Source organism: Segatella sp., assembly GCF_977051555.1.
The window spans coordinates 1-23,780 of sequence record NZ_CDRSSE010000004.1 but is presented as its reverse complement, the minus strand read 5'-3'; the positions used below and the strand labels follow the sequence as shown (position 1 = coordinate 23,780).

Here is a 23,780-nt window from a genome sequence, read left to right as displayed (position 1 = left end):
AGTACAGACGATTTTCTATCCTAGAAATAATATGAGATGGGTTTTCTATCAACGAAGGCTCATCTCCCCAAAAGAATTATTTATGAAAAGAGTAAGACATTCATTATTATATCTGCTTGCGGCAGGAGCCATGCTCCTGACAGGCTGTAGCGATGACTTCTTCGGCGACAAGACCGAGCAGCACGACAGCAACCGCATCCAACTCTCGGGCGATATCGACCAGCTTGCCGTAACCCGCGTCAACGACAACGGTTTCTGCAACGGCGACGTGATGGGCGTTTATATCGTAGATTACGAGGGAAACAAGCCTGGAACCTTGAAGGTAAATGGCAACCGTGGCGATAATGTGCGCCACACTTTCGATGAGCCAAACTATAAGTGGAACTCTGCTTATGACCTTTTCTGGAAAGACAAGCATACGCATATTGATGTATATGGTTACTATCCGTTTGCCAATCCTGAGAGCATCGAAGATTATCAGTTTGAAGTACAGAAAGACCAGAGCAAGGCAACCGAGAATGGCGAGATGGGTGGCTACGAAGCGAGCGATTTCCTCTGGGGCAAGGTATCAGATGTGGCTCCTACTACCAGCGTAATCCGTTTGCCTATGGCGCATCGCATGTCTAATGCCCGCGTTACCCTAATTCAGGGTTCCGGCTTTGCTGAGGGCGAATGGGCGAATCTGGAGAAGATTGTCCTGACAGCCAACGTAGCCCGCAAGGCAAGCATCAACCTTTCTACCGGCGAAATCAAGACAGCAGGTGCTGTAGAGAGCACCATGACCATCCCATCTCGTACTAACGACGAGTGGCGCACCATCGTGGTTCCTCAAACCGTAGCAGCCGGCACAACCCTCTTCAGCATCACCATCGGCGGCGTGCCTTATAAGTTCACTAAGAACGAGGCACTTACCTATGTGGCTGGCAAGATGATGAACTTCGGTATCAAAGTAGACAAGCAGACCGGAAGCGGCGCTTACAAACTTACTTTGGTTAGCGAAAGCATTACTCCTTGGGAGAATGATTTGGTAAGCCATGATGCAACAGCGAAGGAGTATATTGTCATCAACTCTACTCCTGGAGGTTTGAAGAAAGCCATTACTGCGGCTAATAAGGACTATACCAAGATTAAGAACCTGAAGATTACGGGTGAGATTAATGCCAAGGATTTCTATTTCATGAGAGATTCTATGCCAATTCTTTCTGCTCTAAACCTCAAGGAAGTACATATCAAAGCATGGACTAATCCAAATAATTCCGACGAAAAATATCTTGAAGATAAGATTCCTGTTTCGGCATTTAACGCACAAGGTGGCGGTGGAAATTCAACCCTGGTCAATTTTGTTTTTCCAGATAGACTTAAGGCTATTGGTGACAACGCATTTACTAACTGTAAAAACCTATCAGGTTCGTTAATTATTCCAGAAGGAGTTGTAGAGATTCAAAGAGGAGCTTTTACTGGATGTAGTTCATTAAACGGTACTTTGTCTTTACCATCAACTCTAAAAAAATTAGGAACTTCAGGAGATGGACCTGACAAGGATATCAAAGACGAGGGTATCGACTATTACAATGGAGTATTTCAATACTGTTCTAATCTAACAGGAAATCTGATTATACCAGATAATGTTGAAATAATAAGAGGATATTGTTTTGATAGGTGCTCTGGTTTTTATGGAGAATTAAAACTTCCTTCTAAACTCAAAAAGTTAGGAGAGAGAGCTTTCTTCTTATGTAATAACCTAACAGGATCATTAGAAATACCACAAGGAGTTTCATCCATACCAAACGAAACATTTACGGGATGCGGTTTCAATGGTACTCTAACTTTGAATGATGGTATAACTAGTATTGGACAATCTGCATTTGGAGATAACAGTTTTAAAGGAGAATTACATCTACCAAAAGGTCTGAAAGTAATTGCAGACGATGCATTCTATAATAATGATTTTTCCGGAAATTTGAATATTCCTTCAACCGTCACTAGAATAGGTAACAAAGCATTTGCCTATAATTGGCGAATTATGGGTACTTTAGAGTTTCCTGAGGGACTTGAAAGCATCGGCGCTGGCGCATTTGCCAATTGCCGCAGCTTAGAGGGGCTCATATTCCCTGAAAGTCTCGAAAATATCAGATGGGAACCATCTTGGACAGATGATGGCGGAGCCTTTCAAAACTGCTTTGGTATCAACAGCATTATTTGTAAAGGAACGATGCCACCACATGTTTACAAACAAGTTTTCGATGGCGTAGCCAAGGACAACTTCACTCTCGAAGTCCCAGAGTCTGCCATTTCCCAATATCAATCAGCACCAGGCTGGTGCGACTTCAAGCGAATCGCAGCTCACCACGAACTCGTTTGCCGACCATCTGTAGCCTGCGCCTTGAGCACGGAGCACAAGCAGAAACTGGTGATTAACGCAGAAGGCGAATGGGAAGTAGCAAGCAAGCCAGACTGGTGTGAGGTTTCTCCTGCCAGCGGCAACAAGAAGACAGAAGTTACTTTGACCATCAAGGGAATGGCTAAGAATGCTGATAGTCGTGATGGAAAGGTGGTGTTCCGACTGAAGGACAAAGACTACACCCACGAATGTAGCGTTTCGCAGTATGGTTATGAATATGGAGAGGACGAATGGATTACCCTGCAGAAGGCTACCAAGGGCAACAATGGTGGAATCAATATCGTGCTGCTCGGCGACGGCTTTAGCGCAAAGGATATTGCCAGCGGAAAATATCTGAAGGATATCAAGCAGGAAGTGGAGTATTTCTTCGGTATCGAGCCTTACAAGACTTACCGTGATTACTTCAACGTCTATACCGCCATTCCGCTTTCTACGGAATCGGGCGTAGGAACCGTGAACACCATCCGCTACAACCGATTCAATACCACCTTTACCGGTGGCGTAGGACTGAAGGCTGATTATGACGAAGTATTCGATTATGCTCTGGGCGCTCCAACAGTCAACAAGGGCAATCTGAATCAGACCCTGATCATCATAGTTCCTAATTCTACCGATTACGGCGGCATCTGCCAGATGTGGGAAGATGGTTCGGCTATTGCCTTCTGTCCGCAGAGTACCTACGGTTATCCGCTCGATACCCGCGGCGTCATCCAGCATGAGGCAGGCGGACACGGATTCGGAAAGTTGGGCGATGAGTACATTTATCACAACGCCTTCATCGATTTCTGCGACTGCACCTGCTGCGGACACGTTCTTGAATTCAACGGAGCCAAGTCACTCGGTTGGTTTGATAACCTGGAACTTACCGGCAAGATGCACAGCGTAGGTTGGAGTCATCTGATTTTCGACGACCGATATAGCGACATCGTAGACATTTACGAGGGAGGCTACATGCACAACCGAGGCGTATTCCGTTCGGAGCCGAACTCCTGCATGAACAACGATATTCCTTACTACAGCACCATCAGCCGTGAGAGTATCGTGAAGCGCATCAAGGCTTATGCCGGAGAAACCTACAGTTTCGAAGACTTCGTTAAGAACGACAAACGGGATGCGGGAATCGTAGAGAGCCGTGCATTCGGCGGCAATGGCGACCAACGCACATCCGGAACCTACCAGCATGCTCCTATCTTCCATAAAGGCAGTCCGCTGAAAATGGCAAAGGTTAGAAAGCATCGCTAAGAGCGAGGGCAAGGTAAATCAGAATATGGACCATTAAAACAAGAAAAAAATGAAGAAACATATAATAAGATACGCCAGTTTTGCGTTGGCTATATTAGGAATGGTTTCATGTAGCGAGGAGGTGGAAACAACCTCCCGCTTCAAGGATGCCCAATCTACGCCGATGACTTTTGCCGTAAATTATCCCGGCCAGAGCCGTGCCACAGCAACCAGTTTCGAGTCAAACGACAAGATAGGTCTCTACGTGGCAGAAAGCAAGGCTCCACTCGAAATAGGCGGCAATCTCGTGAACAACGAAGCGCTCACCTACGATGGCAGCAAATGGGAAGCCGCCCGCACCCTCTATTGGGACGAAGGCACCTACAACGCCTACGCTTACTACCCATACATACAGGGCGTAAGCAGCACGACAGACCAGCCATTCAGCGTAGCCCTCGACCAGAGTACCCCGAAGACGGCAACTGCACCCGGCGGTTACGAGGCAAGCGACCTGCTCTTTGCCACCAGCAAGGACATCCAGGCATCCAACTCCCCTATCAGCCTCAACTTCAAGCACATCATGAGCAAGCTCAAGATACGCCTGATCAAGGGCGAAGACTTTGAGGGAGACATGCCTACCCATGCCCAGGTAACCATCCACAGCACGGTACCTACAGCCACCATCGACCTTCAGGCAGGCGTGGCAACCCGTTATGTGAAAGGAACCCAACAGAGCATCATCGCCCATCAGGAGAGCGACTACATCTACTCGGCCATCATCGTGCCTCAACGCATCGAAAACCAAAGACCACTCATCGAGGTGGTAATGAAAGGTGTAAGTTATCTCTACGAGAGCAGATTCCAGTTTAAACCCGGAACCGAACATCTTGTCAACTTCATTATTTCTGACAACCCAGACCAGGTGAAGATAGAGATAGGCGGCGAGATTCAGAACTGGGGGAAATAAATAAGAAAGCCTTTCTCCCGAAGGGCTATGAATGATAAGAATACAGAGAATTATAAATGAAGAAGACGGTATTGATATTATCCCTTCTAGCACTCCTTCTCGGAGGATGGGTGGCAGCCTTGTGGCTGCTGCCCTCTGCCGTTTATAAAGGCGACTGTCAGGAAATCCGATACGGAGTGAACGAAGGACTGGAACTTGTAGAACAGGACAACGGCGCGAAAGGCAAGCGATACGTGGTAGAAGATGCAGACGGTAACGAGCTGTTTGCCATCCCTTTGCGTGGCTGTCTGCTAGACACCCGTTTCCGCAACGGACAACTCCGGTTTCGCGAGCAAAACTCTAAGAGAGAGGGATTTATCGACCGTCAGGGCATGGTAGTATTCACAGAAGACAACAAGAATGCGGTTCCTGAAGACAACAGGCAGCATGCGCAGATGCTGATGAATGGAGAGGCAGAAGAAGGCACAAAGAACTCGGCTGATTACCAACCGGAAGAACAGGCAAGCAGACAAGCGAATGCACCAAAAGCAGGAAAGACCAGCCATCTTTCGCAGACAGATCTCAAGACGATGGCGCAGTCGAATCCTTTCTACAAGGAAGCCTCGAAAATCATGCAGGGCAAACTCACAGAAACCGATGCCAGACGCCGCCATACCATCCTCAACTACTGCGAACATTTCCGCACAGCCTATACCACCAAGGATCTTGATTTCCTGAAACAGGTGTTTAGCGACAAGGCACTCATCATCGTAGGAAACGTGGTAAAACCAGTAGCCAACGACAACAAGTGTCAGGCTGAAGCAAAGGTAACCTACGCCATTCACTCGAAGAAAGACTATATTTCAAGACTGGCGAAGGTATTTACAGCCAATCAGAAGATAGACTTGAAGTTCTCGGGATTCCGCATCATGCGCCATCCTACGATGGACGGCATTTACGGCGTCACCCTCCGGCAGCAATACAAGAGCGACCGCTACGCAGATGACGGCTATCTCTTTCTACTTTGGGATTTCCGCAACCCGTCCATGCCGCTCATCCACGTGCGCACCTGGCAACCGGCAGGAACCGTACATAGCGGAGATGATGTAATCAGTATACAAGACTTTAATTTAGAATAATATGATGACAGTTAGGAGTGAGAAGTTAAGAGCTGGGAGTTTAAGACTCACGATACTCTTATTCATATTAAGCCTGTGGTCAGCATCCGTTCAGGCACAGGAATTTTCGGTAGCAGGTTTCCGTCTGTTGCCCAACGATGTGAGTGCCTTTATCACCCCCGTACGCGACCTCAACGATGAGCCTTGCGCCCTGGTAAAGGTAGAAGCACCCTCCGACTTTGCCTTCTCTACCCCGCTCGGCATCGTATCGCGAAAAGACAAAGTGGGCGAAATCTGGCTCTATCTTCCTAAAGGATCCAAACTGCTTACCATCAAGCATCCGGAATGGGGCGTGCTGCGCGATTACCGGTTCAGCAAACCGCTGGAAAGCAGAATGACCTACGAGCTGAAAATGAAACTGCCCAAACCTGCTCCTATCATCCAGGAGAAGCACGATACCATCGTAGAGGTGAAGACGGTAACAGATACGATTACCATCCCACAAGTACGTCCGAAGATGCCACTCGCCCTCTATACGCTCGCCACGCTATCCCTTCATGAAGACGGACCTTCCTATGGCCTCTTCTTCGCCCTGATACGCCGCCACGGCTTCTTCATCCATGCCAGCAGCAACCTCAAGAGCATAGGCAGCACAGAAGGAACCTGCAACGAAGAAGGTTTCACGCCGGGCAGCAGCATCAAACCTTATTATACAGGCAATACACGCCACCAGAACTACACCTTTACCGCTGGAGCCATCCACCACATTACGCATGGCTTCTGTCTCTTCGAAGGCGTAGGCTACGGCAAAACCGCAACAGCCTGGCAACTTACCGAGAGCAGCGGAGGCGGATACCTGCTCAACGAAGACCTTACCCACAAAGGCTTCGCCGCCCAACTGGGTGTGCTCGCCTCGTTCAACAGGGTAAGCATCGCAGCCTCAGCCATCACCATCGCCGGAAAACAATGGCAGGGCAGCATCGGCATAGGTATTAAAATAGGAAAACTAAAGAAGTAAGAAATGAATATAAAAAGCATATTACGCAGCATCAGACTTCTTGCCCTCCTGATAGGAAGCATGATGATGGCAGGGTGCAGCAATAGCGATAAGCCTGCTTATCTGGAGCCGCACCTGGTAACCACAGAGGCAACCCACATCACCCGGACAGAGGCTACCCTCAACGGATTAGCCACCATAGAGGGAGAAACAGAAATGCCGAAACTCCTGTTCAGATACGGTACTTCGGAGAGCATGAGTCTCAGTACCAGCGAGGTTCATGCCCAGGGAGCTGACGTCTCGCTGGTCCTGACGGGACTCAAAGCGGGCACTACCTATTATTATATGCTGCAGGGCAGCAACGGGCGAACAACCACAACCAGCAATATGATGAGTTTCACCACCCAGCCCAATATGAGTCCGAAGCTGACATCGGCCACGCTCTTGAGCCACGGACCGATGAGCGCTTTCGTAAGTTACGAAATAACCGATGATGGAGGCGAACCGATGACCGAAACCGGATGCTACGTTTATCTGACCGGCGAGCCGGAGAACAAGCAGAAATACATCTTAGAAAACTTTGACGGAAAAGAGGGCAAAATCAAGTTGCGCATCGGAAATCTGGAGCGGAATGCCCACTACGAGTTTCAGCCTTTCGCCCGGAATACGGTAGGAGAAACCATCGGAACCGCCATCAGATATGATACGAGCGACGCCATTACGCTAAACGAAACAGGCGAACTGACCCAGCTGATGGGCAACCATCTCTACGAATATACCCAGCTGACCATAGCCGGAACCCTGAACGGCGAAGACCTCAGCTGTATGAGAATGATGATGGGGCGCGACAACAATAATGAAGCAACCTCCGGCAAGCTTTCGGATATAGACCTTACCGACGTTCACCTGGCAGCAGGCGGAATGGTAGGTCCTTATCATCACGAAGCTGCTGAAAACAAGATTGTGCAAGGCACATTTGCCGGTTGCGAAAAACTGACCCACGTAGTTCTTCCTGCCGATGCAACTACCATAGAGAAAGATGCGTTTGCCGATTGTACTTCGCTCCGCGAAATAGAGATTCCAGCCTCAGCAGGCAGCATTCTCCCATCCAGCGGATGCACGGCGCTCGAAGCCCTTACGGTTTCGTCTGCCAACACTCATTACCAGAGTCAGGACGGCGTGCTGCTGAATGCAGAGGGCAACAGAATCGTCTGGTTCCCGATGGGCAAGAAGGGAAAATACACCCTCCCATCCGCCTTTACTTCCATTGGCGCCTACGCCTTCAAGGAATGCAGCATCGAGGCGTTTTATCTGTCAGACAACGTTAAAACATTAGGACAAGGTGCCTTCATGGACAGTCAGATAAAGGAAATACATCTTGGGGCAGGCATCAGGCTGATTCCTACGGGTTTTTGCCAAGGCTGCCGGAACCTCACGAAAGTGTATCTGGGAGCTAACACAGAGCAAATAAGCACCTACGCCTTCGACGAATGTCCGCTTACCGACCTCTATATTTCAGCTTCCATGGTTCCTTACTGCGAAGAAAACGCCTTCGCCAACAAGGTAGAAGGCTTCTTCACCACCTGCGTACTCCACGTGCCTGTAGGTAAGAAAAAGGTTTACCAGAACCATAAGATATGGGGCAAATTCACCCATATCGTTGAAAAATAGAATTGTAGAACATTCATACAGTTAAAGAGTAAATTATGACAACACCCGAAATAGAAGAGCTCAAATCGCTCGTAGAACAGAAATACGGCAAGATTCTTGCCACAACAACCGACTTTGAAGAGTTTTCACTCTATCTGGATAAGAAAACATGTGGAACTATTTCGCCATCCACCCTCAAACGACTCTATGGTTATGTGAGCGACAATCACAAGCCACGCATGGTAACCCTCGATGTGCTTTCCCAATACATCGGGCATCGGAACTACATGGAATTTACCCATTGGCTCAAGACAAGCACCAAGTATAACAGTTCTTTCTTCAAGGCAAACCAGCTGGTAAGCAGCGACTTGCAAGAAGGCACTCTCGTTTCTATCGGCTGGAGCCCCAACCGTCTGCTGCAGCTCCGTTATCTGGGCGACAGTACCTATGAAATAGAGAAATCAGAGAACAGCAAGCTGCAGCCTGGCGACCGCTTCGTAACAGGCTGTTTCATCAAGGAGCAACCCCTCTTCCTGCCTTACATCGAGCGTGGCGGCGAGCGTACAGCCTCGTTCGTAGCCGGCAGAAACGGCGGACTTACCGTCATCAGCATCAACAAGAAATAAACATCTGTTTTTCCATCAAAAAAGAAATCCGTGAGCATGCAAGAAACTGAAGAAAAGAAGAAAACAACATCGGGATTTACCGAGGATATCAGCAAGGAGATGAGCACCTCAAACCCCTTGCCTGTGGAGGATGCGTTCAGCAATCTCCGCCAATGCTACGTGTCTATTTCGGGCCATACACGCATCTTTACAGCCACTAAATACGGCAAGCGTTTCATGCTGAAATGTCTCAAGAACGATTTTCTCTACATCCCGGTTTACCGCCAGGCACTCGCCAAGGAGTTTGAAATCGGTCAGCAGCTGGAGCATCCCAATATCTGCCGTACCATCGACCTGGAAAAGATTGACAACCTGGGCACGGTAGTGGTGATGGAATATATTGACGGCGACAATCTGGAACAGCTCATCAAGAAGAATGCCCTCTCTGTAGAACTCGCCCGTAAGATAGCAGGACAGCTGATGGATGCGCTGGAATACATGCACAACAAACAGATGATTCATCGCGACCTGAAGCCTTCCAACATCATGATTACCCATAACGGGCAGAACGTGAAGCTCATCGATTTCGGTCTCTCGGATAGCGATTCTTTCTGCGTATTGAAATCGCCAGCCGGTACTTCGGGCTATATTGCTCCCGAACAGATGTTGCCGGGTGCCAAGGCAGAACCACGTGCCGATATTTATTCTCTGGGCATGGTTCTGGGCGAAATGGCCAAGGCTACGGGCGATAAGGTGCTCTGCAAGATGGCAGAAATCTGTAGTTGCCGCGACCCGCAGAGCCGTCCGCAGAACATCGCCCAACTGCGCCAACGCCTGTCCTGTACGCCCCGTTACCGCCACACCATGTTCTTGCTCTGTGCCCTCATCATCGTCCTGCTGGCAGCCCTTGCCGGTAGTTATTATCATCTGGAGAAGAATGCCCAAGAGCCTGCATCTTCGGCAAGCGACAGTATTCAGTCCAACGACAATAAGGTAATCGACTATCAGCTTTGGGATAAATAAAGCAGGAACTTTAAGCATATTTATCTCTTTTTCTTTCCATATTCGGCAGAAATACGCTACTTTTGCACCCTATATGGAACAGATTTCACCAATTCAGGCATTATTGCAGCAACGCACGCTCCTCCAGCTGGAGTATTATACCGAGAAAGAAGCCTTCCGCAAGCTTACCGAACAGATGGGAATGCAACGGAAGGTGAAACGAGGTGATGCCTGGTTCCCGCTACAGGTGGGAAAGAGCTTTTATAATTCGCTGAACCAGACAGCCATAGAGGTTTTCCGTACCTCAGACCAGGATATCGAGCACAATTTTGAGTTCGGTCGCCCCGTCATGTTCTTTATGGTCAAGAAGATGGGCAAGAATGAGAACCAGGGCAACTCAGCCCTTCAGAAGGCAGAAAACCCCTCAGACGCTAATCATAAAGTTCAAAGTTCAAATCTCAAAGTTCAAAGTATCAAATATTTCTCCTTTACCGGAACCGTGAGTTATGTGGATGGCGACAGAATGGTGATTACCGTTCCCGATTCAGCCCCTCTGCTCGAACTTCAGCAGTCAACCGAGCCTATCGGCGTGCAGCTTTCTTTTGATGAAACCAGCTACAAACTGATGTTTGAGGCTCTGGACCGCGTGATGAAGGCGAAGAACAACCGTCTGGCTTATCTCCGCGATTTGTTCTATTCCCATCAGAAGGCAGGAAGATTCTCCTTCGAACCGATGAAGTTCCCTTGGCTCAATCCTACCCAGGAAAGGGCTGTGAACGAGGTGCTTTGGGCGAAGGATGTGGCCATCGTTCACGGACCTCCGGGAACCGGAAAGACTACAACCCTGGTGGAAGCCATCAACGAAACCCTGATGCGTGAGAGCCAGGTTCTGGTGTGTGCACAGAGCAATATGGCGGTAGACTGGATTTCAGAAAAACTGGTGGATAGAGGCATCAACGTGCTCCGTATCGGAAACCCGACCCGCGTGAACGACAAGATGCTGGGCTTCACCTACGAGCGTCGCTTTGAGAGCCATGCTGATTACCCTCAGCTTTGGGCGATTCGCAAGGCTATCAGAGAATTAAGAAAGAACAGGAAGAAGGGTAGCGAAAACTATCATCAGAAAATGGACAGGCTGAAGAGCCGTGCCGCCGAGATAGAACTCCGCATCAACGCAGAACTCTTTGGCGAAGCGCGTGTTATCGCCTGCACCCTAGTAGGTTCTGCCCATCATCTGCTGGAAGGCATGAAGTTTGGCACCCTCTTTATCGACGAGGCAGCCCAGGCTTTGGAAGCAGCCTGCTGGATTCCGATGAAGAGAGCCAGCCGGGTGATTCTGGCAGGCGACCATTGTCAGCTGCCGCCTACCGTAAAGAGTATTGCGGCATTAAGAGCCGGACTGGGCAAGACCCTGATGGAGCGCATCGCCGAAAACAAGCCGGAGGTGGTAACCCTGCTGAAAATCCAATACCGCATGAACGACGAAATCATGCGATTCTCGAGCGACTGGTTCTACGGGGGCAAGGTGGAGAGTGCGCCTCAGATCAAATACCGGAGCGTATTGGATTACGACCATCCGATAACGTGGATTGATACATCAAACGAGGAGAATCAGATAACGATAGAAGGAGAAGATGCTCCCGAGGATTCTGCTTCCACATCATCTTCTGTATCTGCAGCCAATCAGAATTCTGATTTGAACTTCAAGGAACAGTTTGTGGGTGAGAGTTTCGGGCGTATCAACAAGGCAGAAGCCGAGCTTACCCTGCTCACTCTGGCGGAATACTTCACCAAGATAGGCAAGCAGCGGGTATTGAGCGAGAGCATCGATGTAGGCATCATTTCGCCTTACCGTGCCCAGGTACAATATCTCAAGAAGCTCATCAAGAAGTATGAGTTCTTCAAGCCTTACCGCCGCCTGATTAGCGTGAATACGGTTGATGGTTTCCAGGGGCAGGAAAGAGACGTGATTCTCATCTCTCTGGTACGTTCCAACGATGAAGGACAGATCGGATTCCTGAAAGACCTTCGCCGCATGAACGTGGCGATGACGAGAGCCCGCATGAAACTCATCATCCTGGGTAACAAGGAGACGATGACGAAACATCCTTTCTACAAGAAACTGTGGGAGTATATTGAAGCTATCAACAACAACGAATAAAGTAAAGACTATTTTATGCTACAACGAGACTACATACAGCGACTGATTCGCGAGTTTATGGCGGCACTCGAAAGAATGCTCGAAAAGAAAGAGGTGGAGGTGAGACGTGAGAAAATCAAGGAGCTCTACAACCAATACGTAGGCCCCTACGCCTTCTACAGCATCGCCACCATAGAAGATGTAATGAAGGCAATGGCAGGAATAGAGGACGAGGAGAAGCGACTCTCCAAGATGGACATGCTTGCCGAACTCTATTATCACGAGGCTGACATGGTGGGACAGCCCACTAGAGACGAACTCCTGAACAAGGCTTTCATGCTCTTCGATTATGTGGAAGCCCACGGAGATACCTTCTCCATCGAACGCCGCAACAAAATGGCACAAATCAAACAGAAGATAGGAGATGCGCTCAAATAAAATGAGTGCATTCTCCCCCTCTTTCATATTTTTAGGATAACAAAAACTAATCATAAAGTTCAATGGTCAAAACTCAAAGTTCAAAGTCTACTAATGACATGACGGAGGGCTCGCCCTTGCGAGCCATCATCAAATTTGCAATTCCACTTATCTTGGGTTACATCCTTCAGCAGATGTATCTCATTATCGATGCCGCCATCGTGGGAAGATGGATTGGCGTGGGAGCTCTTGCGGCTGTTGGCGCATCCAGCTCCATCATGTTTCTCATCATGGGCTTCTGCAACGGTTCCTGTGCCGGTTTTGCCATCCCTGTCGCCCAGGCTTTCGGCGCCAGGGATTATGCCAAGATGCGGGCTTACGTAAGCAACAGCATCCGCATCGCCGTGGTGTTTGCCGTGGTCATCACCTTTCTTTCCTGCATCTTCTGCGGAAAGATTCTGCATCTGGTGAATACGCCGAAGGAGGTGTTCGATGATGCCTACATCTTCCTGATGCTGCAGTTTGCGGCGATTCCTTTTACCATCGCCTACAACCTGCTCTCCGGTCAGATTCGCGCCCTGGGCAACTCGAAGCAGCCTTTCTATTTCCTCATTACCGCCTCGATCATCAACATCATTCTAGATGGCATTCTGATTCTCGGTATGGGGTTAGGTGTAGAGGGAGCAGGTATTGCCACTTGGCTTTCTCAGGGAATCTCCGTGCTGCTCTGTATCTGTTTTATCAAAAAGAAGATGCAGATTCTGATTCCGAAGGGAGAAGAAAGAAAATTTGATAATAAAAAGGTAAGCATTCTGCTGAACAACGGCGTTCCGATGGGTCTGCAGTTCTCTATTACCGCTATCGGTCTCATCATGCTCCAGAGTGCGAACAACGCTCTGGGAACGGTTTATGTGGCTGCATTTACTGCCTCTATGCGCATCAAATATCTCTTTACCTGCGTATTCGAGAACATCGGAGTGGCGATGGCTACCTATTGCGGTCAGAACCTGGGAGCCAGGAAGCTGGATAGAATCGGTCAGGGCGTAAGGGCTTCCATCAGGATGATGCTGGTTTATTTCGTCTTCACCTTCCTGCTCATCTATCCGTTTGCTGATGAGATGATGATGCTCTTTGTGGATAAGGTCGAAACGGAAGTGGTGACTTATGCTGCTGAGTTTATGCGTATCGCCAACTATTTCTATCCTTGCTTAGGTCTGCTTACCATCCTGAGATACAGCATCCAGGGCTTGGGTTACAGTAACCTCTCGCTGCTGAGTGGCGTGATGGAAATGATAGCAAGATGCGGCGTGAGTCTCTGGCTAGTACCTGCCCTGGCATGGACGGGCGTGTGCTTCGGCGACCCTGTAGCGTGGGTCATGGCAGATCTCTTCCTCATTCCCGCCTTCCTGTGGCTTTATAAGCACCTGAAGAAGGAGCAAACCCGCTAGGGTAATTTTGACGTTTTAAAAATTTGCATTAAAAATATTCTGCTAAGGGTTAGGAAAATGAAAATTCGATTGTAATATAGGCAAAAGAAAAGAAATAAAGTAATGCAAATAAACAAAGAAACGATAGAACAGCTCTTCCGGCAGCATTATCTGAGGATGTACCAATTGGCCAGGGTACTTCTAAAGGATGATGCAGCCAGCAAGGATGTGGTGAGCGAAGTCTTTGCCGATGTGCTCGACGGAAAGACCCAGTTTTCTTCCGCCAACGCCGGGAGCTATCTTCTGGTGTGTGTGCGCCATAAATGCCTCAACCTGTTGAGCCGACAGAAGATGAAAGACCGGGTTCATCATCTTCTGAAAGCCGATGCTTCGCCTTCGATAGTTCCCCTGGAAGCGACGATTGCCGAAATAGACAGGGAGACCGACAAGTACGAGGCAATTCTGGCTTATATGGATGCAGAACTCACGCCACAAACCCGCAAGGTACTCGATCTCCGTTTTCGGCAGAAACTGAAATATCGGGAGATTGCTACAGAATTGGGCATCAGCGAAGTGGCAGTATATAAGCATCTGGCGCAAGGCATCAGAAAATTAAAACAAAAGTTTAACCCTTAGCAGATTTATTATGGACAAGTTTGAAAAAATACTGGATATCATCGACCATCAGGAGAAATATTCTGATGAGGAGATTCGTGAAATATTGCAGGATGAGGAATGCCGAAAACACTATCAGACGATGATGGAAGTGGATTCTGCACTTGAAAACCCCTCTCCTATTATTAATGTAGATGAGGAATGGGAGAAATTCAGCCAGGAGCATCATCTTCAGGAAGAAGCGACTCAGAATGCTGCTCAGAAAGTAGCATCCCATCCTATTACTTCCTGGCGCAAACTGGCTGCATCCATCGCCGGTTTCGTCTTGATTTCGGGTATTGCCTTTGCCGCAATCCATACTTACATCAAGCGCAACCAGGAACCAACCCAGGTAACCGCAGATGCTCATCCGGAAGTCATAAAATCAGATTCCGCAAAGCAGGTAGCAGAAAAGGATTCCCTAATCCATCCGAAACCAGAAAAGCCTGCCATTCACAAGACTTTCGAGAATGTAGCTTTCGAGAAGATGATTTCAGAGATTGCTTCTTATTATGATTTACAAGTGAAGTTTGAGAATAACGAGGACAAGACCCTCCGCCTCTATTACGAATGGAACAGTCATTCGAGCATCGAGAACATCGTAAAAGAACTGAACCAATTCGAGAACGTAAACATCGAATTGCAGCAAAACGAGCTGATTGTGAAATAGCTGAACTTTCGACATTCAAAGTAATCATAAAGTTCAATATTCAAAGCTCAAAGTTAAAAAGTATCATTATGAGAAGATTTTCAGCCATCATATTCCTGCTGTGCACGTTCGCCCTGGCGATGAGCGCACAGCACATCCAGCGCAACTATCATAATCGCAGCATGTCAGACGTTCTCATCGACCTTGACAAGGCTTCCAGACGCTATAAAATCAGCTTCATCTACAACGAACTGGAAGACTTCACAGTTACCCAGAGCGTGAAGACAGCCAATATTCCCGATGCCATCCGCAAGGTAATCGGTTTCTATCCGATGCAGATGACCGTGGGCGACAGCCTCATCACGGTAGAATGCATACGCAAGAGCGAGCGCAAGCTGATAGGCAGACTGATAGACAATCACAATCTTCCTGTAGAATTCGCCAATATCCAGCTGCTCAACCCGAAGGATTCCTCCTTCCTCTGTGGAGGCGTGAGCAACGCCAATGGCGATTTCGTCATCCCCTGCCAGCAGAAGCAGGCCCTCATGAAGGTTTCTTTTGTAGGCTATAAGACCATTTGCAAGCTGGTACCTATTGCCCGCATCGGAAATGTAAGAATGCAGGCGAATTCGTACCTGTTGAAAGGTGTGACCGTTGAAGCCGCAAGGGTTGTAGAAAAAGTAGATAGACAAATCATCTTCCCTACAAAAGAGCAGGTGAAAACGGCTTCCAATGGTTATGATCTGTTGGACAACTTGTCTTTGCCTACCATTATCGTAAATCGAGCAGAACGCAAAGTTCTGTCACTAAAGGGCGGAGATGTGCAAATACGCATCAACGATGTCAAGGCTAGCATGCAGGATGTTTTAGCCTTGCAGCCAGATGAAGTTACAAAGGTGGAATTCATCAATGTTCCAGGACTCAAATATGGAAACAGCAATCTGGATGCAGTCATCAACTACCAGGTCCGCCGACGTTATGCCGGTTATGTGGGTGGAGTCTCTACGATGCAAGGCACCAAGGCTGGTTTCAATAATAGCGACGGTTATTTCAAATACAATGTGAAGAAATCGGAATTCAGTATCAACTACAGTTTCTCCTATCGCTCGGTAGAGGAACGTAGCTATGAGAGTCTCGGTACTTATCATCTGCCTACCGGAGAAACTCTACATCGCAATTATTTAGGTTATGATTCTCCGTTCCTATACACCACCAATAATGTACAGTTGGGGTATAATCTTAGTGAGCCAGACAAATATACATTGAATGTACGGTTGAATTTCTACAATCACAACAGTCCGGTGAGAGGCATGAACCAGCTTTATCAGGAAAGCGGCAAGGCGAATCAATATCTGCAAAACAACAGAAAAATGCTGGAGCAGATTCCATCCCTGGATATTTATTATTCGCTCAACATGCCTCATGACCAGAACCTGGCTCTGAACCTGGTGGGTACTTACATCGGTACAGATTACCAGTATCGTATGAGGGAATATACGTTCAACAAATCGCCGGAGGAATCTGTAAAAAGCGCTCCGCTGACCGATTACAGTTATGATGCAACAGGTAGAAAGCGCTCTCTTATTGGTGAAGGAACATACAGCAAGAACTGGAAACAGATGGCTTTATCGGTGGGTGGACAATATAATATCAGCCATACAGATAATATCTATGTGGGAAGCAGTAATGCTGATACGGAATTGAAGTACAGCAATCTCTATCTTTTCACCCAGCTACAGGGACAGCAGAAGTGGTTCAGTTATCAGGTGGGAGTTGGCGCAACAAGGTCTTCCATCCATCAGGGGGAGAACGGATACAGCAAATGGCTGTTTCGCCCACAGGTAACTTTACAGGCAAAGGCTAGCGACCGTCTGAGTTTTAAATGGAGCAGCAAAATCACGTCAGACATCCCAAGCCTTTCCGATTTGAGCGAGTTGCGCCAATATTCCAACAGCTTTGAGGCACGTGACGGCAATAGCGGTCTGAAGCCATTTACCGGCTACAACAATACCTTGTCGGCTTCCTGGAACATTCCGCTGATGTCTGTGTACCTGGAGGGAAACTGGACGTATTACGACAAACCTATAGCTACTTCTATCTTGCCCGAAAAGCGGGAGGATGGCTCTTATCTCTTTGTGAGCAAGCCGGAGAATCAGAAGAGTCATAATTACAAGCACCTGCTGTTAACTCCAGAAGTTCACCTCATCAAGGATCATCTGGATTTGAACCTTATGTGCGAGTATCAAAATGTCAAGACAAAGGGTTTGGATTATTCCCACGAGTTCAATTACTTCCGTTATGGAGCAGAAATTCGGTACATGACGGGCAATTGGAACATTGGCTATGGTGCCTATAAGGTGGAAAAGAGTTTCTGGGGAGAAAAGACGAATGGCGGAGAGCCAACCTCCAATCTTGCCGTAACCTACAGTTATAAGAACTGGCAGTTTGGCGTTCTCGGATTATTCGTATTCTATCCTCATGGCTGTGTGTATAAGGATGAACTTTTCAACAAGTATGTGCAGCAGAAGAACAAAGTTCATCTTGCAGACCAGGGCAACATGCTTGTCTTTGCTGCCAGCTTCAACTTCAACCATGGTCGCAGATACCATACAGGCAGCCGTAAGTTGAACAATAGCGATAGAGATAATGGTATCAGATAGAATATCAGAATTCCAGTAGCCATTTCCATAGAGGGATTATCTCTATGCGGCAACCATCCTTCTCTACAACATCCTCCTCGTCCTTTGTCACAACAATCATCCGCTTGACATTCTGGACAGAAGAAAGCTTGATCAGCCCATCTGTCTCCCTCCGGAAAGTATCGGGATCTGCCATAGAGTAGGAAACCTGTATGGCTAATTCTTCTTCCGGAATCACAAAATCTACCTCGGCATTCCTGCTGTTCCAGAAATAGCTGCCGTCACCATATTTCCGCCTGAGCGTGACGGCAACTATGTTTTCCAGCAACGAAGTGTCTGCATCTACAAGAAAAAGATGAAGCAAACGATACGCATTTTATCGTTTATAGACGACAAGCATCATTTTTAACGCTATTTCGGATTAGGAAAAGATTGCCATTTGGCGTTTTTTCGTAATTTTGCACTAAAAAAATCTGCTAAGGGGTTAGGAAAAAGAAAACTCGATTGTAATATAGACAAAACAGGGCGAAAACACAGGTTCATGTCGCCTGAAATGAAGTTTAGAAACATAGAAAAAAGAATTATGAGAAGATTTTCAGCCATCATATTCCTGCTGTGCACGTTCGCCCTGGCGATGAGCGCACAGCACATCCAGCGCAACTATCACGACCGCAGCATGTCGGACGTCCTCATCGACCTCGACAAGGCTTCCAAGCGCTATAAAATCAGCTTCATCTACAACGAACTGGAGGATTTCACGGTTACCCAGAGCGTGAAGACAGCCAATATTCCCGATGCCATCCGCAAGGTAATCGGTTTCTATCCGATGCAGATGACCGTGGGCGACAGCCTCATCACGGTAGAATGCATACGCAAGAGCGAGCGCAAGCTGATAGGCAGACTGATAGACAATCACAATCTTCCTGTAGAATTCGCCAATATCCAGCTGCTCAACCCGAAGGATTCCTCCTTCCTCTGTGGAGGCGTGAGCAACGCTAATGGCGATTTCGTCATCCCCTGCCAGCAGAAACAGGTCCTCATGAAGGTTTCCTTCGTAGGCTACAAGACGATTTGCAAGCTGGTACCTATTGCCCGCATCGGAAATGTGAGGATGCAGGCGAATGCCTATCAACTGGGCAAGGTGGAAGTAAAGGGCAAGCTGCGTATCGACCATGGCGACCATGCCTCTTATACATTCTCTGACGAACAGATCAAGAACTCACGCCATTCACAGGATCTTCTGGGAACACTCCCGGGAATCTATACCGATCCGATGACCGGCAAGACATCCAGTATGACCGGCAAATCCATCAAGATTCTCATCAACAACGTGCCGATGACGAGCGAGAACGACTTGAAGGCTATTGCCGCCAACAAAATAAAGAAGGTGGAATACTACGAAGATCCTCCTATCAGATACGGCGATGTGGGCATCTTGATGAACATCATTACCAAGCCGCTTGATACGGGTTATACTACCGGTTTTGATGTGTCTAGTGCCTTGACCACAGGGTTTAGCGATGACAATGTGTATTTCAAGTACAACAAGGGCAATCATCAGTTTTCCTTCGATTACAGCATCAACGTGAGAAACTATCGTGACTGGATAGAAGACAACCAGTATTCCTTTACGCTTGACGACCAGCAGGCAGTCTATGATTACCATCTGCACAAACGTTTTGGCTATACCGACAACAAGTTCAACCTGAAGTATGCTTACAGCAAGCCAGATGACGTAACCTTCCAGGTCACCTTTTCGCCAGAATTGTCACATAAGTTCAACCGGGGAAATAGCGAGGTTGCAACGCAAGGAAACGAGGCTTGGAAGGATGGATTCGGAAACACAAAGGATATTGTAGATTACGTGAAGCCAGCAGTAGATCTCTATCTCAGCAAGCAGTTTGCCCATAAGCAGACACTCGATGTAGATGTGCTCGGCTCTTACTTCAACACCAGGCAGCAAATGCTCAACCGGCAATGGACTTCCGACAAGGATAGTATCTTGACTGATGATGCCATGCACTCCAGAAGTCACATCTACTCCCTGATAGGAGAAGCAGATTATACCAAAGAATGGGAGCAGGGAGAGCTGTCGGCAGGAGTTTATACCTGGAATAAGTGGAGCGACTATAATGTGCGCAATATCCTTTCCGGCTATGAGCCATCAAAGTATTCTTCATGCATCAAGATCAATACGGTTTATGCCCAATACCAGAACCATATCGGCAAGTTTACCTATCGTATAGGCGTAAAGAGCACGTGGAGAACCCAGAGCTATCAGGATCTCACCTATAACAACAACTATATTCTTCCGTTGCTGTATTTATCTTATAAGCTAAAGAACGGTTCGTTGCAGCTGCTATCATCCAGCGGCATCAATTACCCCGCCATTTCAACATTGAGCGAGAACATGACGATAGTCATCCCCGGACTGATGAAGCAGGGCAACCCGAATGTAAAGGCTACGATGGAATGCGGACCGATATTCAGATACATCTATAATGATGCGATGCTCTACCTGCAAGTAGCACTTTATGGAATCTATAATGGCAAGGTAATCACACCTTATTATTATTGGACTACGGTGAACGACCGGCGCAGTATCGTCTCTACCTATGAAAACGGCAGTTTCTATTGGCGTTATGGCACAGGCTATTATCTTCAGTTCAAGCCGTTCAAGAACGAGGTATTGAAACTGATGGTGGGTGGAGGCTTTGAGCGGGAGGTAATCAGCAATTCCTATGGTCGCCATTGCTACTGGTGGAGTCCTTTCAAATATGGCATCAATTTCCGGAAGGGAAACTGGGGAGCATCTTACCAGGGAAATATTCCTTCGAAGATGGCAGTCTTGGACTATCGCAAGGCGGATGAGTCCAAGAGTGAATTCTCTGCTTTTTATCAGAAGGGAGCCTGGCGTTTCTCGCTCTATGGCATGTGGATGTTTGCTCCTGCCAAGTACGAGAGCCGGTCGTTCGACAATCCGATTATGAACCAGACGGAACAGCACATCATCAAGGATAATCGCCGCATGCTGATGCTGGGTGTCAGCTACAACTTCTTCTCCGGAAAGAAGAAGAACATCCGGAAGAACATCAACAACTACGATTCAGATGCTGGCGTATTCAAGTAAAAAGCGTCTTCAGTTTTCAGAAAATCACAAATAAGCAAAAGGCTGGACTTCCTTACCCGAAGTTCAGCCTTTTTGCCTGTCATCAGTAATCCAAATACACATTTTATCGTTTATAGACGATAAAAATGTATCAATTCTGTCGTTTATAGACGACAAGCATCATTTTTAGGGCAATTTTGCGCTGGGAAGATTACCCTTCTAAGAGAAGAAAATAATATTTCCAGTTAGGAAAATAAAAATCTCTAACTGGGAAAATATTTAGGATGAAAATGACTCAAAACAGACAGCTGAGACTCACTTTCCGGTTTTTCCGGCTCTAAATCGGGCAATAGTCTCAGTTATCTCGTTTTTGCTTGCATTTTTTAGGAGAACATGTTTTAGTATTTCAGCAAGGTCTAAATCTACTTTAAAGCCAAAAACAAAGCAATTTTGCGGGTTTTGGAAACCTAAAAAGAGTGTTTTTGTAAAATCTTTGGAATAACCTAGAGGGCTGAGACCGAAAACAAAAAACCGCAAAACATTCATAAGTCGCTGCTTTCTAGTGAATTAGGTTATTATCTCTTTCCCTTTTACTTGCTTCCATAGTCTCAGTCTCAGAGTCTCAGTTGTTTTTCAAGCACCCCCTCTTCTTCTTATATACTTATATATTATATATATATTAATATATAATTAATTAATAATCAATAAGTTATAAAGATAAAGAAAGAGGGAGCGGAAGAATGGTACCCCCTTTATTTATAACTGAGACTCTGAGACTGAGACTCTCTGCTCATCCCGAACAAAAAAGCAGAAGTCTGCCAGCATCCCTGCCAGCAGACTCCTTTTCCATAAACCGAACCTAAATTTTACACTTTCTTTTTCTAGGAAATGCAATTACAATGTAAACCTAAATATAACCTATTACCTTGATGAAACTTCTAATACACTTTTCTCTATTATAACGCTTTGCAAATGAATACCTTCTTAAGACTATTCAGCAACAGCCTACTGCTCTACAGCCTTGTCCGCAACAGTCTGCTCTGTAGACTCCTGCTGAGTATTCTCTACAGGTGCATCCTGAGCCTTTACTTCCTCTGTAGGCTGCGCATTCTCCACCTGCTCTACAGGAGTTTCGCTTGCCTTTGCCTCTGTTGACTCTGTAGCATTCTCAACAGGAGTTTCCTGTTTGGCAGAATCCTCAACGCTAGCCTGAGAACTGATAGCTGTGCCTTCTACTGTAGAATCGGCTGGAGCTACTGTATCAACTGGAGCTACTTCAGAATTACCCATCATTTTGCTAGAAGCAAAAACATTACTTACTGAAACCATTACCATAGCTGCGATAGCTGCAAAAACGAACTTCTTCATAATCTTATCTTTTAAACTGTTATTACTAATATTGTTATTTACTTTCGTTGTGGATTCATTATCGAACCCGCTATTCATTATCACAAGATGCGTGCCAGAAAATGAGCAAATAGACTACTTTATTTGATTATCAACGACTTATCATTTTCGTATCAAAAACAGAGAGTGGGGAAAACGGGGAATGAGTGGGGAAAAAATCCACAAAAAAATGGGGATTCCGTTCCAGATAACTTCCATTTTCCCCAAAAAACTGTTTTGTTTCACCCCGAATATCGGAATTCTTTATTGCTTCAGATTCATTTCCAACCATAAAAGAGAACATGGTTACCATAAAAGAGAGCATGGTTACCCCAAAAGAATGCACAAAAGCAAGAGAAAAGAAACAGATATAGCCCTCAAAAACGCTCCTTTTTGGAAGATACATTCCTTTTTAAAGCCTTACGGAAGATTAACGATTGCATTAACCACTTGATAATAAGCCTTTTAGGAGAAAGCAGATTAGGAAATCTTCCAGATTCCAAATCTTCCAATTATTTTTTGAGCATATCCCTCCTACCCTCTATTTTGTATATATTTATATATTATATATATAATTAATTAATAATCAATAAGTTATATAATATATAGAAGTAAAGAAGATGGACAAGCGAAAGATGCATACCCTCTTAAAATTAATTGGAAGAACTGGAATCTGGAAGATTCAGCAGGTTAATTGGAACGCAAAAATTTTATTAACTATCTGATAATGAGCCTTCTAGAAGAAAAGGAAGCGTTCCCGTTCCAGTTGTTCCAATTATTTTTTCAGCATATCCCTCCTACCCCTATTTTTGTATATATTTTTATATATTATATATATAATTAATTAATAATCAATAAGTTATATAATATAAAGAAGTAAAGAAGAAAGACAAACCAAAGATGCATACCCACTCAAAATTAATTGGAACAACTGGAACTGGAACGCCACCCCTTGAAAATCCCCTCTTCTCTAGAAGGCAAAACCTAGCTATCTGCTTTTCCACTTAAATACTCTCTTCGCTTATGCAGGTAGCTGAAACCGCAGGAATTAAATAAAGAACAGAAAATTTCCTTTTTAAAAGGAAATAATTGCCGATTTCTTTCCTTTTTAGAAGGAAACTTTCTACGTTTACAGCCGATTGTAGGAATCGACTTTGATGGAATAAGGATAGGCATCTCGTTCTGCGCCGTGATGATTTCCTGCAAGTTTACCCTATGGTAGAAGCGGAAGTAGATGAGTTTATCCACATTCCCCAAGAAAAGCATAAAAATTCCTTAAATAAAGCAACTTTTAGAATTATTTCGAAGTATAGTTAGAAATATTTTCGTATTTTTGCAAAGTATACTTTAAAATATTTCTGTATGGACAAGCAAATTATCAAAAATATCATCATAGAGAAGCAAGTAGCCATCCCGAGC

17 protein-coding genes are annotated in these 23,780 nt (G+C 46.3%); 14 read left to right on the top strand and 3 right to left on the bottom strand.

From position 1 onward, the window contains the following. Positions 1–82: 82 nt before the first annotated feature. The 13 genes from ACWJAO_RS01600 (at position 83) to ACWJAO_RS01540 (ending at position 17,887) form a co-directional block, all read left to right on the top strand. A complete protein-coding gene (locus ACWJAO_RS01600) occupies positions 83–3,643 on the top strand; it encodes a leucine-rich repeat protein (protein ID WP_449139031.1) in 3,561 nt (1,186 codons plus the stop codon). Positions 3,644–3,692: 49 nt separating this feature from the next. Beyond that, positions 3,693–4,589, top strand: a complete 897-nt coding sequence (locus ACWJAO_RS01595) for a fimbrillin family protein (RefSeq protein WP_449139030.1) — start codon at positions 3,693–3,695, stop codon at positions 4,587–4,589. A 56-nt stretch (positions 4,590–4,645) separates the two neighbouring features. Continuing rightward, positions 4,646–5,707 carry a hypothetical protein gene (locus tag ACWJAO_RS01590; RefSeq protein WP_449139029.1) on the top strand — a complete coding sequence of 354 codons (1,062 nt, stop codon included), beginning with the start codon at positions 4,646–4,648 and terminating at the stop codon, positions 5,705–5,707. 1 nt (position 5,708) lies between these two features. Continuing rightward, positions 5,709–6,704: a hypothetical protein gene (locus ACWJAO_RS01585; protein ID WP_449139028.1), complete on the top strand. Its 996-nt coding sequence runs from the start codon at positions 5,709–5,711 to the stop codon at positions 6,702–6,704. Positions 6,705–6,707: 3 nt separating this feature from the next. Next, complete coding sequence (locus tag ACWJAO_RS01580) at positions 6,708–8,354, top strand: leucine-rich repeat domain-containing protein (protein WP_449139027.1); 1,647 nt, start codon at positions 6,708–6,710, stop codon at positions 8,352–8,354. A gap of 35 nt (positions 8,355–8,389) precedes the next feature. Next, complete coding sequence (locus tag ACWJAO_RS01575) at positions 8,390–8,959, top strand: hypothetical protein (RefSeq protein ID WP_449139026.1); 570 nt, start codon at positions 8,390–8,392, stop codon at positions 8,957–8,959. 36 nt (positions 8,960–8,995) lie between these two features. Next, positions 8,996–9,961: a serine/threonine protein kinase gene (locus tag ACWJAO_RS01570; protein WP_449139025.1), complete on the top strand. Its 966-nt coding sequence runs from the start codon at positions 8,996–8,998 to the stop codon at positions 9,959–9,961. A gap of 73 nt (positions 9,962–10,034) precedes the next feature. Next, positions 10,035–12,101, top strand: coding sequence for an AAA domain-containing protein (locus ACWJAO_RS01565; protein ID WP_449139024.1), 2,067 nt, complete (start codon positions 10,035–10,037; stop codon positions 12,099–12,101). 15 nt (positions 12,102–12,116) lie between these two features. Continuing rightward, entirely contained in the window at positions 12,117–12,518 is a 402-nt protein-coding gene (locus ACWJAO_RS01560; RefSeq protein ID WP_118190210.1) for a hypothetical protein, read from the top strand. Positions 12,519–12,580: 62 nt separating this feature from the next. Then, positions 12,581–13,945, top strand: a complete 1,365-nt coding sequence (locus tag ACWJAO_RS01555) for an MATE family efflux transporter (RefSeq protein WP_449139023.1) — start codon at positions 12,581–12,583, stop codon at positions 13,943–13,945. A gap of 102 nt (positions 13,946–14,047) precedes the next feature. Then, entirely contained in the window at positions 14,048–14,560 is a 513-nt protein-coding gene (locus ACWJAO_RS01550) for a sigma-70 family RNA polymerase sigma factor (RefSeq protein ID WP_449139022.1), read from the top strand. Between the two features lie 10 nt (positions 14,561–14,570). Beyond that, positions 14,571–15,248, top strand: a complete 678-nt coding sequence (locus ACWJAO_RS01545) for a DUF4974 domain-containing protein (RefSeq protein WP_449139021.1) — start codon at positions 14,571–14,573, stop codon at positions 15,246–15,248. A gap of 68 nt (positions 15,249–15,316) precedes the next feature. Continuing rightward, complete coding sequence (locus ACWJAO_RS01540) at positions 15,317–17,887, top strand: hypothetical protein (protein WP_449139020.1); 2,571 nt, start codon at positions 15,317–15,319, stop codon at positions 17,885–17,887. Positions 17,888–17,891: 4 nt separating this feature from the next. Here ACWJAO_RS01540 and ACWJAO_RS01535 read toward each other — a convergent pair whose 3' ends face one another. After that, positions 17,892–18,230 carry a hypothetical protein gene (locus ACWJAO_RS01535; RefSeq protein WP_449139019.1) on the bottom strand — a complete coding sequence of 113 codons (339 nt, stop codon included), beginning with the start codon at positions 18,228–18,230 and terminating at the stop codon, positions 17,892–17,894. Positions 18,231–18,449: 219 nt separating this feature from the next. Here ACWJAO_RS01535 and ACWJAO_RS01530 point away from each other — a divergent pair, with 219 nt between their 5' ends. Beyond that, complete coding sequence (locus ACWJAO_RS01530) at positions 18,450–20,996, top strand: hypothetical protein (RefSeq protein WP_449139018.1); 2,547 nt, start codon at positions 18,450–18,452, stop codon at positions 20,994–20,996. Positions 20,997–21,980: 984 nt separating this feature from the next. Here ACWJAO_RS01530 and ACWJAO_RS01525 read toward each other — a convergent pair. Next, the gene (locus ACWJAO_RS01525; RefSeq protein ID WP_449139017.1) at positions 21,981–22,343 is read right to left on the bottom strand and encodes a hypothetical protein; all 363 of its coding nucleotides are present in this window, start codon (positions 22,341–22,343) and stop codon (positions 21,981–21,983) included. Between the two features lie 130 nt (positions 22,344–22,473). Continuing rightward, positions 22,474–22,767, bottom strand: a complete 294-nt coding sequence (locus tag ACWJAO_RS01520; protein WP_449139016.1) for a hypothetical protein — start codon at positions 22,765–22,767, stop codon at positions 22,474–22,476. Between the last annotated feature and the right edge of the window lie 1,013 nt (positions 22,768–23,780).

Bases quoted from the DNA above. Each gene is read 5' to 3' on its own strand.
- ACWJAO_RS01570 (WP_449139025.1), top strand. From the start codon at position 8,996: ATGCAAGAAACTGAAGAAAAGAAGAAAACAACATCGGGATTTACCGAG.
- ACWJAO_RS01565 (WP_449139024.1), top strand. From the start codon at position 10,035: ATGGAACAGATTTCACCAATTCAGGCATTATTGCAGCAACGCACGCTC.
- ACWJAO_RS01560 (WP_118190210.1), top strand. From the start codon at position 12,117: ATGCTACAACGAGACTACATACAGCGACTGATTCGCGAGTTTATGGCG.
- ACWJAO_RS01580 (WP_449139027.1), top strand. From the start codon at position 6,708: ATGAATATAAAAAGCATATTACGCAGCATCAGACTTCTTGCCCTCCTG.
- ACWJAO_RS01520 (WP_449139016.1), bottom strand. From the start codon at position 22,767: ATGTATCTTCCAAAAAGGAGCGTTTTTGAGGGCTATATCTGTTTCTTT.
- ACWJAO_RS01550 (WP_449139022.1), top strand. From the start codon at position 14,048: ATGCAAATAAACAAAGAAACGATAGAACAGCTCTTCCGGCAGCATTAT.
- ACWJAO_RS01575 (WP_449139026.1), top strand. From the start codon at position 8,390: ATGACAACACCCGAAATAGAAGAGCTCAAATCGCTCGTAGAACAGAAA.
- ACWJAO_RS01555 (WP_449139023.1), top strand. From the start codon at position 12,581: ATGGTCAAAACTCAAAGTTCAAAGTCTACTAATGACATGACGGAGGGC.
- ACWJAO_RS01585 (WP_449139028.1), top strand. From the start codon at position 5,709: ATGATGACAGTTAGGAGTGAGAAGTTAAGAGCTGGGAGTTTAAGACTC.
- ACWJAO_RS01540 (WP_449139020.1), top strand. From the start codon at position 15,317: ATGAGAAGATTTTCAGCCATCATATTCCTGCTGTGCACGTTCGCCCTG.
- ACWJAO_RS01595 (WP_449139030.1), top strand. From the start codon at position 3,693: ATGAAGAAACATATAATAAGATACGCCAGTTTTGCGTTGGCTATATTA.
- ACWJAO_RS01530 (WP_449139018.1), top strand. From the start codon at position 18,450: ATGAGAAGATTTTCAGCCATCATATTCCTGCTGTGCACGTTCGCCCTG.
- ACWJAO_RS01545 (WP_449139021.1), top strand. From the start codon at position 14,571: ATGGACAAGTTTGAAAAAATACTGGATATCATCGACCATCAGGAGAAA.
- ACWJAO_RS01590 (WP_449139029.1), top strand. From the start codon at position 4,646: ATGAAGAAGACGGTATTGATATTATCCCTTCTAGCACTCCTTCTCGGA.
- ACWJAO_RS01600 (WP_449139031.1), top strand. From the start codon at position 83: ATGAAAAGAGTAAGACATTCATTATTATATCTGCTTGCGGCAGGAGCC.
- ACWJAO_RS01525 (WP_449139017.1), bottom strand. From the start codon at position 22,343: ATGAAGAAGTTCGTTTTTGCAGCTATCGCAGCTATGGTAATGGTTTCA.